This is a genomic window from Micromonospora sp. NPDC048040 (genome assembly GCF_055587185.1).
Genome location: NZ_JBVJGT010000006.1, coordinates 154,381 through 167,679 on the forward strand (window position 1 = coordinate 154,381; position 13,299 = coordinate 167,679).

Consider the following 13,299-nt stretch of genomic DNA (forward strand, 5'->3'; position numbering starts at 1 on the left):
CTAACCGTCAGACACCGGCCACCGAGGTGATCCAGGCCCGGTTGTACGCGACACTGCCGTAGTTCTGGATGCTGTAGCCGTCGGCGGTCGAGGCGACGCCGACCTGGCGGCCGTTGTAGAACTGCGGGCCGCCCGAGTCGCCCCGCCACGCGTTGCCGTTGATCCGCGTGCTCCGGATCGCCTGGCCGCCGTACGCGTCGGTGGCGCTGTTGCTGGTCACCTGGACGCTCGCGGTCTTCAGCTGGCTGGAGGCGGAGCAGCCGCTGTAGCAGGTCATGCCCCAGCCGTAGATCGAGTTGGTGGAGCCGATCGGCGGGTTGCTGCTGGCCAGCGTGACGTACGAGGTGCTCACCGAGCTGGACAGGCGCATCAGGGCCAGGTCGTAGCGGCTGTAGGTGGCGCTCACCGTGCGGGTGACCCCGCCGGAGGAGCGGTAGACGCTGCCGACCCGGACGGACATGCTGCCGCCGAGGCAGTGCCGGGCGGTGAGCACCCACTCCGGCGCGATGATCGTGCCGGAGCAGGTGAACGATCCGTTGCTGAACACCGCGGCGGCCCACGGGGCGGACGAGACGGTCCCGCCACCGATGATGGGCTGCGGGCCCGCCGGGGCGGCGAGGGCGCCGGAGCTGGCGCCGAGCAGGCCGGCCGCTGCGGTGGCCAGCACCGCGATCATGGATCGGATGCGCATGGGGGCTCCTTCGGGGATGGGCCCGGGGTCACCGGGTCGAGCTGCCGGCCGCGGTCGGGGTGGCCGGCGGCCGGGCACGTCCAATCGACGTACGACGATGTACGGTAGGGCTCCTGAGATGTCGTTCACAAGAGTTTCATCGAATCCCATCGATGGGAGTGGTGGTCCGCCGGTCGATGGCGGCGGGCGTCCCGGCGGCCGGAGTGGGGCGAAACGGGCTGGTCGGCAACGGAAACGCATCGGGATCGCAACGAACCCGTATCGGTCCGCGGCCTCCGCGCCGGGAACGCCGACCACCGCCTGAACTGCGTCCGGCCGGTGCGTCCAGGGCCGTATCTGCCAGGTAGGCTGGCTGCGCTCGCCCGTTGTGGGTAGGCACCCAACTGCGTACACAGTCAGGAGTGCCCAGTGCCTCGCGTCGTCGTCGACGTCATGCTCAAGCCCGAGATCCTCGATCCGCAGGGCCAGGCCGTCGCAAACGCGCTGCCCCGGCTCGGCGTCAGCGACGTCGCCTCGGTTCGGATCGGCAGGCGGATCGAGATCGAGTTCACCGGTGAACCGGACCTGGACCGGGCCCGGGAGATCGCCGACAAACTGCTCGCCAACCCGGTCATCGAGGACTTCACCGTCCGCCTGGTCGAGGCCGACGAGACCGCGGACGCCCGCTCGTGACCGCCCGGGTCGGTGTGGTCACGTTCCCCGGCTCGCTGGACGACGGGGACGCGGCCCGGGCCGTCCGCATCGCGGGCGCCGAACCGGTCCGTCTCTGGCACGGTGACCCGCGGCTGCACGGGGTGGACGCCGTCGTCCTGCCCGGCGGCTTCTCCTACGGCGACTACCTGCGCTGCGGGGCCATCGCCCGGTTCGCCCCGGTGATGGAGACGATCGTGGACGCGGCCCGGGGCGGCCTGCCGGTGCTCGGCATCTGCAACGGCTTCCAGATCCTCTGCGAGGCCCACCTGCTGCCCGGGGCCCTCACCCGCAACCAGCACCTGCACTTCCGCAACCGGGACCAGGTCCTGCGCATCGAGTCGGTCGGCACCGCGTGGACGAACGCGTTCCAGCCCGGCCAGGAGGCGCTGATCCCGGTCAAGAACGGCGAGGGCTGCTACGTCGCCGACACCGCGACGCTCGACCAGCTCGAAGCCGAGGGCCGGGTGGTCGCCCGCTACGTCGGCGGCAACCCCAACGGGTCGCAGCGCGACATCGCCGCGATCACGAACCCCGCCGGCAACGTGGTCGGCATCATGCCGCACCCCGAGCACGCCGTGGAGGCGCTCACCGGCCCCTCCCTGGACGGCCTCGGCTTCTTCACCTCGGTGCTCAAGCACCTGGTGGGGGCGCCCGCGTGAGCGCGAGGAGTGAGCCGGGTCCGCGAGCCCCGCAGTCGCGAACGACGTGCGGGGCGGTGACCGTGCGCGGCGGCATCATCGGTCGGCTCACCCGCCCGCACGGCGGCCCTGAGCGCAGCGAGGAGAGGTCATGACCAGCCATCCGGACGAGGTACGGGAGACCCCGGAGGCCTTCCCGGCCGGCCCGGCGCAGCCGGTGGGCGCGGCCGCCGTCGCGCCGCCGGCCGCGCCCACCGGGCCGGCGACGGCCGACTGGGCGGCCGGCCTGGACACCGTGCCGCACGCCGTGGACACCCCCGGTGAGCTGCAGCCGTACGCCGAGCTGGGGCTCCGCGACGACGAGTACGACCGGATCCGGCACATCCTCGGCCGTCGGCCCACCCAGGCCGAGCTGGCCATGTACTCGATCATGTGGAGCGAGCACTGCTCCTACAAGTCGAGCAAGGTGCACCTGCGCCAGTTCGGGGAGAAGGCCCCGCCGAGCGACCGGCTGCTCGCCGGCATCGGCGAGAACGCCGGCGTGGTGCAGGTCTCCGACGAGCTGGCGGTGACCTTCAAGGTCGAGTCGCACAACCACCCCAGCTTCGTCGAGCCCTACCAGGGCGCGGCCACCGGCGTCGGCGGCATCGTCCGGGACATCCTGGCCATGGGCGCCCGCCCGGTCGCCGTGATGGACCCGCTGCGCTTCGGCGCGGCCGACCACCCCGACACCGCCCGGGTGCTGCCCGGCGTCGTCGCCGGCGTGGGCGGCTACGGCAACTGCCTCGGCCTGCCGAACATCGGCGGCGAGGTCGTGTTCGACCCCTGCTACCAGGGCAACCCCCTGGTCAACGCGCTCTGCCTCGGCGTGCTGCCGGTCAACCGCCTGCAGAACAAGGCCGCCGCCGGCCCGGGCAACGTCGTGGTGCTGATGGGCGCCAAGACCGGCCGGGACGGCATCGGCGGCGTGTCGGTGCTGGCGAGCGCCACCTTCGACGAGGGCAGCGAGCAGCGCCGCCCGTCGGTGCAGGTGGGCGACCCGTTCATGGAGAAGCTGCTCATCGAGGCCTGCCTGGAGCTCTACGACGCCCAGCTCGTCGTCGGCATCCAGGACCTCGGCGGCGCCGGCCTGACCTGCGCGCTGACCGAGACCGCCGCGGCGGCCGGCACCGGCATGCGGGTGTGGCTGGAGCGGGTGCCGCTGCGCGAGCCCTCGATGGAGCCGCACGAGATCCTGGCCAGCGAGTCGCAGGAGCGGATGCTGCTGGTGGTCGAGCCGGAGAAGCTCGACGCCGTGCTCAAGACCGCCGAGAAGTGGGGCGTCTGGGCCACCGCGATCGGCGAGGTCACCCCGCCGGCCCCCGACGGCCAGCCGGGCCGGGTGGTGATCACCTGGCGGGACCAGCTCGTGGTCGACGTGCCGCCGGGCTCGCTGGTCGACGACGGCCCGGTCTACGCCCGCCCGATGCGCGAGCCGGCCGACCTGATCCTGCTCCAGGCCGACCGCGCGGAGACGCTGCCCCGGCCAGCCGACCCGGAGGCGCTGCGCGAGACCGTGCTGCGCATGATCGCGTCGCCGAACCTGACCGACAAGACCTGGGTCACCGAGCAGTACGACCGGTACGTGCTGGGCAACACCGTGCTCGCCCAGCCCGAGGACTCCGGCGTGATCCGGATCGACGAGCGGACCGGGCTCGGCGTGGCGCTGTCGGTGGACGGCAACGGCCGGTACGCCCGCCTCGACCCGTACCACGGCACGAGGCTCGCGCTGGCCGAGGCGTACCGGAACGTCGCCGTCACCGGCGCGAAGCCGATCGCCGTCACCAACTGCCTGAACTTCGGCTCGCCGGAGGACCCGGGCGTGATGTGGCAGTTCGCCGAGGCCGTCCGTGGCCTGGCCGACGGCTGCGCCGAGCTGGGCATCCCGGTGACCGGCGGCAACGTCAGCTTCTACAACCAGACCGGCGCGGCGGCCATCCACCCCACCCCGGTGGTCGGCGTGCTCGGCGTGCTCGACGACGTCGCCAACCGGGTGCCGATGGGCTTCGTGCCGCGCCCCGGCGGCGACCACGACCAGCTCTTCCTGCTCGGCGAGACGCACGTGGAGCTCTCCGGCTCGGAGTGGGCGTGGGTCACCCACGAGCACCTCGGCGGCGTACCCCCGCAGGTCGACCTGGCCCACGAGCGGCGGCTGGCGGACCTGCTGGCGGAGGCCGCCCGGGTCGGGCACCTCAGCTCCGCGCACGACCTCTCCGACGGCGGCCTCGCGCAGGGTCTGGTCGAGTCCAGCCTGCGGCGCGGGGTCGGCGCCCGGATCGCGGTGCCGGAGCGGTTCGCCAGCGGCTCGATGCCGTTCGTCTACCTGTTCAGCGAGTCCGCGGGGCGGGTCCTGGTCTCGGTGCCGCGTGGCCACGAGAAGGCGTTCACCGCCCTGTGCGCCGAGCGCGGGGTGCCGTTCGAGCTGATCGGCGTCACCGACCCGGCCGGCGGCGCGCTGGAGGTGCACGGACAGTTCCGGATCGGCCTGGACGAGCTGCGCGCCGCGCACACCGCGACGCTGCCGCGCCTCTTCGGGGGCTCGGAGGTCGTCCAGGTGCCCGCGCCGGCAGCCGGCGTGGCCGGTGCGGTCGAGGCCGTGCCGCTGCCCGACGCCGAGCGGGCCGAGGTGGCGCCGGTGGACCCGGCGGACGTCGCGTCCGAGCCGATCGCGTCGGCCGGGCCGGTCCCGTCGACCGGTGCCGTGGCGCCGGTGGAGGCCGCGGTCCCCGCTCCCGGGGAGCCGGCCGCCGACGGCCCGACCGGGTCCGACGCCGCGTCCGACCCCGACTCCGGTGACACCGAGCAGCCCTCCGCGCCCGATAAGCGCTGAGGCGTTGGCCGCGGCCGTCTACGCCCAACCCGGATCCGGCGCCCGGTTCGACTGGGGGCTGACGGGAGCGGCTGAGCTCGGCCGGGTCTGCGCGGTGCTGGTGGTGGTGGACGTGCTCTCGTTCACCACCGCCGTGGAGGTCGCCGTCGGGCGCGGCATGCGGGTGCACCCGTTCCCGTGGGGGGAGCAGGCGGCCGACTACGCGCGACGGGTCGGCGCGGTCGCCGCGGTGGGCCGCCGGCAGACGTCGCCGGAGCACCCGTGGTCGCTCTCGCCGGCGGCGCTGAGCACCGCGCCGGTCGTCGCCGACCTCGTGTTGCCGTCGCCCAACGGCTCGGCGATCAGCGCCGCGGCCAGCGCCACCGGCCTGCCGGTGGTCGCGGCCTGCCTGCGCAACGCGCGCGCCGTCGGGCGCTGGCTGCGCCGTCACGGGTACGGCTCGACGGACGCCCCGATCGGCGTGGTCGCCTCGGGCGAGCGCTGGCCGGACGGTTCGCTGCGCCCCGCCGTGGAGGACCAGCTCGGGGCGGCCAGCGTGCTGGACGCCCTCTCCGGGGTGACCGGCGGTCTCTCCGTGGAGGCGGCCATGGCGCTCGCCGCGCTCGCCAGCACCCCCGACGTTCCCGCCGCGGTACGCGGCAGCGTGTCCGGCCGTGAGCTGGTCGAGGGCGGCTTCGCCCAGGACGTCGAGATCGCCGTCCGGGTCGGCGTCTCCGACGTGGTCCCGGTGCTGCGCCAGGGCGTCTTCTCCGCCGCCTGACGGTTCGCCGGCTCGCGCCCTGCCGCCGACTCGCGTCCTGCCGCTGACTCGCGCCCTGCCACCCCGCTCGCCGCTTGCGCCCTGCCGCCCGCCGGGTCTGTGCGGTGTGCCGCCCGGCGTCCGTTCACCCGCGTCCGCCGGACTGCCGTCGCCTCGGCAGACGGACTGACGGTGTGGTGCGCCACAACGGCGAGGGCCGCCCGGAATCCCGGGCGGCCCTCGCCGCGCTGCTGTCGTCGTCGGGCCTGCGCCCGTGCGGTCAGTCGTCCAGCCAGTCCAGCCGGCGGCCGCCCCGGTCCTGCTGCGGCGGGCCGTCCGGGCGACCACGCCCGGCCTGCGGGTCGTCGTAGCCGCCGCCCTGCTGGCCGTAGCCGCCACGGTCGTAGCCACCACGGTCGTCGTATCCGCCGCGCTGCTGCGGAGGCTCCTGGCCGTAGCCGCCCCGCTGGCCGTAGCCACCCTGGTCGTACGCGGTGGGCTGGTCGTAGCCGCCCTGGCCGTAGCCGCCGGGCTGCTGCGGGGGCTCCTGGCCGTAGCCGCCCTGCTGGCCGTAGCCGGGGTCGTCGTAGCCGCCGCGCTGCTGCGGGGGTTCCTGGCCGTAGCCGCCCTGCTGGTCGTAGCCGCCGCGCTGGTCGTAGCCGCCGGTCGGCTCCCCGCCCCGCCCGTACGGCGCGGACTCGGACCGGCCGTAGCCCTGGCCCTGCTCCGGCTGGTATACGCCCGTCGCGTAGGGGTCGGCCGGGGCCGGGTACTGGGTGGACTCGCCGGTGTAGCGGCCGGTCGGCTCGTCGTAGCGGTCGCCGTAGCCCCGCCCGCCCCCGGCCCCCGCCGAGAAGCCGCCGGCACCAGCGGCACCAGCGGCACCCGCCGCGCTGGCCGGAGCGCCGTAGTCGTGGCCGCCGTAGCCGCCGCCCGAGGCGGGGGCGTTGCCGTAGCCACCGCCGGAGGACGGCGCGTTGCCGTAGCCACCGGCGCCGTAGCCGCCCGAGCCGGCCGGCTCGTCGTCGTAGCCGTTGCCGGCCCAGCCCTGCCCGGCGCCTGCCGCGCCGTAGGGCTGCGGGGGCGCGCCGTACGGGTCCGGCGGCACGTCGTCGACCACGGGGCGGTGCAGCATCGTCGGTGCGTCGCTGAGCGAGGTGCCGCCGACCATCGTCGGGTCCGGCCCGGCGCCGGCCCGGTTGACCACCCGGGTCTGGTCGTCCGCGCCCGCGCCCCGGTACGCCCCGCGCGCCGCCGGGACCGCGCCCCCCGCGGCGGCGCCCGCCGGGGCGTCGTCGCCGCCCTCGTCGCCGTTGTCCTTGCGTCGCATCCAGAGCAGCACGATGGTGCCGACACCCGCAGCGACGAGCAGGCCGCCGAGCAGGATGATCAGCCAGGAGCCCATGCCGCCGGAGTCCTCGTTGCTGGCGTTGGCCGCCGCGCCCGGGCTCGCCTCGGTTTCCTCCCCGGGGGTCTCGTCGAGGGCCTCGTCCGTGGGGAGGGGCTCGTCGGTGGCCGAGGGGGTGGCGCTCGGGGTCGTCTCGACCTTGATCGCCAGGGCGATGCGCTGGCCGGTGATGCTCTGGCCCGCGCTCGCGTCGAATGCCTTGGTGGCGTACACCTCACCGACGCTGGCGCCGATGGCGAGCCGGCCCGGCGCGATCGGCTTCTCGGTGGTGCCGGTGAAGCGGTAGTTGCCGCTGTCGTCGCTGACCGTGTCCCGCTTGTTGCCGGCGCCGTCCTGGAGCATCACCACGGCGTTCGGCACGGCCTTGCCGTTCGCCTGGGCGACCACCTTGCCGGAGACCGACCGGACGGTCTGCGTCTGCGACGGGCTCGGCTCCGCCTCACGGCCCCTGACGGTCAGGTTGAACGAGGCGCCGCCGGAGCCCGAGACGTTGACGGTGACCTGCTGCCGGTCGACGCCCGGAGCGTTGTTGGCCGCCCGCAGCCGAACCTCCGGCGACGCTGTTTCTCCGAAGTTCAGCTCGACCTGCCCGCAACCCCGGACGCACTCGACCCCCTGCGGCAGACCCGCGAGGCTGAGGTTGACCGACCTTTCGGTGGGGCTCGTCGGAGTGATCGAGACGGTGACCGACGTCTCGTTACCCGCCTGCACCGTGGCAGAGTTCGGGGACACCTTGACGTCGGCGGCCAGGGCTGGTGTGGCGGGGACAGCGAGCAGAGCGCCGACAACCAGCGCCACGACCACACCGGCCCGCTGCTTCCAGGCACGTCGGTGTGTTGACACGTCCACCGCCTTCCGGACTGACTTCCCTCGGCCGGCGGGGCGCCGGGCCGGGGATCATCACGGTACGAATACGCCGTCGGCAACTATGCCTTGTCTGACCGGATCGGCGCGACCCAGGGCCAGCGTGTGACTCACTGCGTTCGAGTCGTATCGTCCCGTCGTGTCCTCTCCGCACATAAAGTCCGCCGCGGTCGCGGCGGCGTTGTCGGCGCTCGACGAGGGGCGTACGCCCGAACGGCCGGTCCTCCGAGAGGCGGTCCGTGCCCTGTTGACCGTCCTCGCGGAGCGCGCCCCCGGCCGATCGGTGGAGGTGCGTGTCCCACCTTACGGCGCAGTTCAGTGCATCCCCGGGCCTCGACACACCCGCGGCACCCCGCCGAACGTCGTGGAGATGGATCCGGCGACCTGGCTGGCGGTGGCGACCGGGCGGCTCGACTGGGCCGAGGCGATCACCCAGGGTCGCGTGCGGGTGAGCGGAATCCGGGCGGACCTCTCCGAGCACCTGCCCCTCTAGCTGCGGCGACGCGCGACCGGCCGGTGACGCTCGGGAGCCATATCGTGACTTTCTGTGTCGACGGGGATTCGCGTACACTGTCAGGCGACGACAGTGGTCCCGGCCGAGGAGCGCGAATCCCGCCCCCCGCGTGGTTCGCCAGGCCGGTCCAGACCAGCATGAGGGAGCGCAGGTGCCCCGAGGCGACGGCCGGCTGAGCCACGACCTTGATCCCCAACGACCAGGCCCCCAGGACGCGTGTGGCGTCTTCGGTGTTTGGGCGCCCGGGGAGGAGGTCGCCAACCTCACCTACTTCGGGCTATACGCCCTCCAGCACCGTGGCCAGGAGGCCGCCGGCATCGCGGTCAGCGACGGCTCCGGCGTCGTGGTCTACAAGGACCTCGGCCTGGTCGCCCAGGTCTTCGACGAGCCGACCCTGGCCAGTCTGCGCGGGCACGTGGCGATCGGCCACGCCCGCTACTCCACCACCGGCGGTTCGACCTGGGAGAATGCCCAGCCGACCATCCGGTCCACCAGCTCCGGCACCACGATCGCGCTGGCGCACAACGGCAACCTGGTCAACACGGCCGACCTCCAGCGCGAGGTGACCGAGCGGGGCCTGGCCGCCGACGGCTCGACCAACGACACCTCCCTGGTGACGATGCTGCTGGCCAGTCGCCCCGACCTGTCGGTGGAGGCGGCCGCGCTGGAGGTGCTGCCGCAGCTGCGCGGCGCGTTCAGCTTCGTCTTCATGGACGAGTCGACCCTCTACGCGGCCCGCGACCCGCACGGCGTACGCCCGCTGGTGCTGGGCCGCCTGGAGCGCGGTTGGGTGGTGGCGAGCGAGACCGCCGCCCTGGACATCGTCGGCGCGAGCGTGGTCCGCGAGGTCGAGCCCGGCGAGCTGATCGCGATCGACGAGGACGGCCTGCGTTCCAGCCGGTTCGCCGCCCCGGAGCCCAAGGGCTGCCTCTTCGAGTACGTCTACATCGCCCGTCCGGACGCCACGATCGCCGGCCGCAACGTGCACGCGGCCCGGGTGCAGATCGGCCGTCAGTTGGCCAAGGAGCACCCGGTCGAGGCCGACCTGGTCATCCCGGTGCCGGAGTCCGGCACCCCGGCCGCCATCGGCTACGCCGAGGAGTCCGGGATCACCTACGGCGCCGGCCTGATGAAGAACCCGTACGTCGGGCGGACCTTCATCCAGCCGTCGCAGACCCTGCGCCAGCTCGGCATCCGGCTCAAGCTCAATCCGCTGCGGGAGAACGTCCGGGGCAAGCGGCTGGTCGTGGTCGACGACTCGATCGTGCGCGGCAACACGCAGCGGGCGATCGTGCGGATGCTGCGCGAGGCCGGCGCGCTGGAGGTGCACGTGCGCATCTCCTCGCCGCCGGTCCGCTGGCCCTGCTTCTACGGCATCGACTTCGCCACCCGCGCCGAGTTGCTGGCCAACGGGCTGGACAACGAGGGCATCCGGCGGTCGATCGGCGCGGACACGCTGGGCTATGTCTCGCTTCCGGGTCTGATCGCCGCCACCGAGCAGCCGAAGACCCGGCTGTGCCGCGCGTGCTTCGACGGGGAATACCCGATCGACCTGCCCGCCGGCAACCTGATCGGCAAGCACGTGCTCGAGGGGGTGGGCCGGCGCGTCACCGCGGCGCCCGACGCCCCCGAGCACACCACCCCTCCGCTCGTCGCCACTCCGGGCGGCGCGACCACACACCGCCCGTAGCACCACCCGGCGCGGCCGGTCACCGCCGGCGCGGCGCCAGAACCACAAAGGGGAGAACCGTGACGCACGTGTCCGAGCGCAGCGGCGCAGGAAGCAGCCCGACCGGCGCCGGCGGCGACCGTCAGCCCTGGACGGCCGGCACCGGCCGGCCGGCGCGCAAGAGGTCGGTCTCGTACGCGGACGCCGGGGTCTCGATCGAGGCGGGCGACCGGGCGGTCGAGCTGCTGAAGTCGAAGGTGAAGCAGACCCGGCGCCCGGAGGTGATGGGCGACCTGGGTGGCTTCGCCGGGCTGTTCCGGCTGGACACGAAGAAGTACAAGAACCCCATCCTGGCCTCGTCCACCGACGGCGTCGGCACCAAGCTGGTGATCGCGCAGCAGATGGACATCCACGACACGGTGGGCATCGACCTCGTCGCGATGGTCGTCGACGACCTGGTCGCCTGCGGCGCCGAGCCGCTCTTCCTGCTCGACTACATCGCCACCGGCGAGGTCGTGCCGGACAAGGTCGCCGAGATCGGCGCCGGCATCGCCGACGGCTGCCGGTACGCGGGCTGCGCCCTGCTGGGCGGCGAGACCGCCGAGCACCCCGGCGTGCTCCGCCCGGACGAGTACGACATCTCCGCCACCGGCGTCGGCGTGGTGGAGGAGGCCGACATCCTCAGCCCGGAGCGGGTCGAGGTGGGCGACGTGGTGATCGCGATGCGCTCCTCCGGCCTGCACTCCAACGGCTACTCCCTGGTCCGGCACGTGCTGCTGGGCGCCGGCCGGATGCGGCTCGACGTGGTGATCGACGACTTCGGCCGGCAGCGCACCCTCGGCGAGGAACTGCTCACCCCGACCAAGATCTACGCGCAGGACTGCCTCAAGCTGATCGCCGAGGCCGAGGTGCGCTCCATCGCCCACGTCACGGGCGGCGGCATCCCCGGTAACCTCGTGCGGGTGCTTCCCGAGCACGTCGACGCGGTGGTCAACCGGTCCACCTGGAAGCCGCAGCCGATCTTCGACCTGATCCAGACCAAGGGGCGGATCGAGGACCCGGAGATGGAGGCGACGTTCAACATGGGCGTCGGCATGTTCGCGATCGTCTCCGCCGAGGACGCGGACCGCGCGCTGGCCACGCTGACCGGCCGCGGCGTCGACGCGTGGCAGGCCGGCGAGATCATCGAGGGCTCCGGCAACGTGCAGATGATCGGGCAGCACACCCGGGGATGATGATCGCGCCCCGGTGACCGTACGGGCACCTGATCAGGGCTTCACCCGAGTGGCCGTCGCCGCCTAGCCTGAGGGGCACCCTCAACGCTGTCGGGGCAACCCCCTCACCGGGGCCCCGACAGCCCTTCAGGCGCGGAGGAGGGCAATGGCTGCTCGGGGACAGTCGTTCAGCGGGATGCGCGGCCTGGCCGCCGTCCCCTCGTACGTCGTGATGCAGCCGACCACCCTGTGCAACCTGGACTGCGCCTACTGCTACCTGCCGTTCCGGGCGGTCGACCGGCGGATGCCGGTGCCGGTGGCCGAGGCGGTGGCCGCGTCGGTCAACCCGTGGGCGGCGGCGGGCCGCTTCTCCGTGGTGTGGCACGGCGGGGAGCCGCTCGCCACCGGCCGGGAGCATCTCGCCGCGCTGATCGCGCCCTTCGGGCCCGAGGTCGAGCACCACGTGCAGACCAACGCCACGCTGATCGACGACGCGTGGTGCGCGTTCTTCACCGAGCACCGGGTGCGGGTGAGCGTGAGCGTGGACGGCCCGCGGGAGCGCAACGGCGACCGGGTCACCCGGGCCGGCGGGCCGGCGTACGACCGGATCGTGCGCGGGGTGGCGGCGCTGCGCCGGCACGGGCTGCCGTTCTCGGCGCTGGCGGTGGTGGGCCGCCCGGAGCCGGGCCTCGCCACCGAGCTGTACGACTACTTTCTCGGCCTGGGGTGTGACGTGCTCGGCGTCAACATCGAGGAGACCGAGGGGGTCAACCTCCGCGACAACTCCCACGACGCCCGGGCGGTGACCGCGTTCTGGGCGGAGCTGGTGGCGGCCTGGCGCCGGGAGCCCCGGATCCACCTGCGCGAGGTCGAGTGGTCGTTGCGGTACGCCGCCGCCGTGCTGGACGGCACCGCCGACGACGTGCTGCCCCGGCGGCTGGACCCGATCCCGACCGTCGGCCACGACGGCTCGGTGACGGTGCTCTCGCCCGAGCTGGCCGGCTTCACCGACGTCCGGTACGGCGACTTCAGCAGCGGCAACGTGCTGACCACGCCGCTGGCCGACATCCTCGCCCACGCGGGCCGGACGCCCTGGGTCGGTGAGTTCCTCGCCGGTGTCGAGGCGTGCCGCTCGTCCTGCCCCTACTTCGGTTTCTGCGGCGGCGGCCACGCCGCCAACCGCTACTTCGAGCTGGGGCGTTTCGACGGTACGGAGACCGCGCACTGCCGCAACAGCAAGATCCACCTACTGGAGGGAGTGTTGGAGCATGCCCGAGACCACCAGTCACCGGCAGCCTGAGCGTGGGGTGGACGCCGCCACGGGCCAGGTTGCCGATCGGGTGCGGGAAGCCGCGCCGGGACTCAGCGCTCTGCTCCACGAGGCCGAGGCCGCGCGGCGGCTACGGGCGGAGGTGGCGGGCGGCGACGGCGCGAGCGCCGTCTGCGCCTGGAACCACTTCGAGAACATCCCGACGTTCTACAACTGGAACAACCGGCCCCGCTGAGGCGGGCCACACCGGGATCAGGGACCTGCCGAGCAGCCGGAGTCGCCTCCGGGACGGCATGGTCCCTGATCGTCGGTGTTGGCGCCGCTTCGGATGGGCACATGCGTGAGCACGCGGGGGATTACCGCGTGCTCAGCTGCGACCGGAGGTCAGCGGGTCGGACGTACCCAGGGATCCGGGTCTTCGTCCGCGTGATCCTCATCATCGTCGTCGACATACTCTTTGTAGTCGTCGTCGAAGTTGTGCTCAGACTTACCAGCACCCGCCAACTCGCGCTGCAAGGCGGTGAGGTCGGTGTTCGGGGAGTGGTACTTCAACTCCCGCGCCACCTTCGTCTGCTTGGCCTTAGCACGGCCGCGCCCCATGGCTCGACCCCCTCGCACAGAATGCGGGGCAGCCCGAAGGCGGGCCCCGATGACGTCAGGCATCTCTCGTAGCTCTTACGGTACATGGGGATGCCATCGTTCGGCACCTCGGGTTACCGTCGACCGGTGC

At 73.3% G+C, this 13,299-nt stretch carries 12 protein-coding genes; 9 read left to right on the top strand and 3 right to left on the bottom strand.

Going from position 1 to position 13,299, the window contains the following annotated elements:
- Positions 1–7: 7 nt before the first annotated feature.
- Positions 8–691 carry a S1 family peptidase gene (locus ACZ6O2_RS09950; protein ID WP_350702141.1) on the bottom strand — a complete coding sequence of 228 codons (684 nt, stop codon included), beginning with the start codon at positions 689–691 and terminating at the stop codon, positions 8–10.
- Positions 692–1,099: 408 nt separating this feature from the next.
- On the opposite strand from ACZ6O2_RS09950, the gene purS reads away from it, so the two are divergent.
- From purS to ACZ6O2_RS09970, 4 genes are all read left to right on the top strand, one after another.
- Positions 1,100–1,363, top strand: a complete 264-nt coding sequence (purS, locus tag ACZ6O2_RS09955) for a phosphoribosylformylglycinamidine synthase subunit PurS (RefSeq protein WP_030332194.1) — start codon at positions 1,100–1,102, stop codon at positions 1,361–1,363.
- Positions 1,360–2,043, top strand: coding sequence for a phosphoribosylformylglycinamidine synthase subunit PurQ (gene purQ, locus ACZ6O2_RS09960; protein ID WP_466022594.1), 684 nt, complete (start codon positions 1,360–1,362; stop codon positions 2,041–2,043). The genes purS and purQ overlap by 4 nt, the downstream gene beginning before the upstream one ends.
- A gap of 130 nt (positions 2,044–2,173) precedes the next feature.
- The gene (gene purL, locus ACZ6O2_RS09965; RefSeq protein WP_466022595.1) at positions 2,174–4,891 is read left to right on the top strand and encodes a phosphoribosylformylglycinamidine synthase subunit PurL; all 2,718 of its coding nucleotides are present in this window, start codon (positions 2,174–2,176) and stop codon (positions 4,889–4,891) included.
- Between the two features lie 4 nt (positions 4,892–4,895).
- A complete protein-coding gene (locus ACZ6O2_RS09970) occupies positions 4,896–5,651 on the top strand; it encodes a 2-phosphosulfolactate phosphatase (RefSeq protein ID WP_466022596.1) in 756 nt (251 codons plus the stop codon).
- Between the two features lie 259 nt (positions 5,652–5,910).
- Here ACZ6O2_RS09970 and ACZ6O2_RS09975 read toward each other — a convergent pair whose 3' ends face one another.
- Positions 5,911–7,881, bottom strand: a complete 1,971-nt coding sequence (locus ACZ6O2_RS09975) for a carboxypeptidase-like regulatory domain-containing protein (RefSeq protein ID WP_466022597.1) — start codon at positions 7,879–7,881, stop codon at positions 5,911–5,913.
- 160 nt (positions 7,882–8,041) lie between these two features.
- Between ACZ6O2_RS09975 and ACZ6O2_RS09980 the strand changes: the two genes are divergently transcribed.
- The 5 genes from ACZ6O2_RS09980 to amcA all read left to right on the top strand — a co-directional run bounded on the left by ACZ6O2_RS09980 (position 8,042) and on the right by amcA (position 12,804).
- Positions 8,042–8,395 carry a sterol carrier family protein gene (locus ACZ6O2_RS09980; RefSeq protein WP_350684550.1) on the top strand — a complete coding sequence of 118 codons (354 nt, stop codon included), beginning with the start codon at positions 8,042–8,044 and terminating at the stop codon, positions 8,393–8,395.
- A gap of 172 nt (positions 8,396–8,567) precedes the next feature.
- Positions 8,568–10,106 (top strand): amidophosphoribosyltransferase, encoded by a 1,539-nt coding sequence (purF, locus tag ACZ6O2_RS09985; RefSeq protein WP_350702132.1) that lies wholly within the window; start codon positions 8,568–8,570, stop codon positions 10,104–10,106.
- Between the two features lie 59 nt (positions 10,107–10,165).
- Positions 10,166–11,320: a phosphoribosylformylglycinamidine cyclo-ligase gene (gene purM / locus ACZ6O2_RS09990; protein WP_350702130.1), complete on the top strand. Its 1,155-nt coding sequence runs from the start codon at positions 10,166–10,168 to the stop codon at positions 11,318–11,320.
- A gap of 175 nt (positions 11,321–11,495) precedes the next feature.
- The gene (gene amcB, locus ACZ6O2_RS09995; RefSeq protein ID WP_466022657.1) at positions 11,496–12,599 is read left to right on the top strand and encodes a cyclophane-forming radical SAM peptide maturase AmcB; all 1,104 of its coding nucleotides are present in this window, start codon (positions 11,496–11,498) and stop codon (positions 12,597–12,599) included.
- Positions 12,568–12,804, top strand: coding sequence for a multiple cyclophane-containing RiPP AmcA (amcA, locus tag ACZ6O2_RS10000; protein ID WP_350702128.1), 237 nt, complete (start codon positions 12,568–12,570; stop codon positions 12,802–12,804). Before amcB ends, amcA begins: the two co-directional genes overlap by 32 nt.
- A 149-nt stretch (positions 12,805–12,953) precedes the next feature.
- Here amcA and ACZ6O2_RS10005 read toward each other — a convergent pair whose 3' ends face one another.
- Positions 12,954–13,169 carry a DUF3073 domain-containing protein gene (locus ACZ6O2_RS10005; protein WP_091099829.1) on the bottom strand — a complete coding sequence of 72 codons (216 nt, stop codon included), beginning with the start codon at positions 13,167–13,169 and terminating at the stop codon, positions 12,954–12,956.
- Positions 13,170–13,299 lie beyond the last annotated feature (130 nt).

Coding starts and splice junctions, on each gene's coding strand:
- ACZ6O2_RS09950 (WP_350702141.1), bottom strand. CDS start 691: ATGCGCATCCGATCCATGATCGCGGTGCTGGCCACCGCAGCGGCCGGC.
- purL (WP_466022595.1), top strand. CDS start 2,174: ATGACCAGCCATCCGGACGAGGTACGGGAGACCCCGGAGGCCTTCCCG.
- amcB (WP_466022657.1), top strand. CDS start 11,496: ATGCGCGGCCTGGCCGCCGTCCCCTCGTACGTCGTGATGCAGCCGACC.
- amcA (WP_350702128.1), top strand. CDS start 12,568: ATGCCCGAGACCACCAGTCACCGGCAGCCTGAGCGTGGGGTGGACGCC.
- ACZ6O2_RS10005 (WP_091099829.1), bottom strand. CDS start 13,169: ATGGGGCGCGGCCGTGCTAAGGCCAAGCAGACGAAGGTGGCGCGGGAG.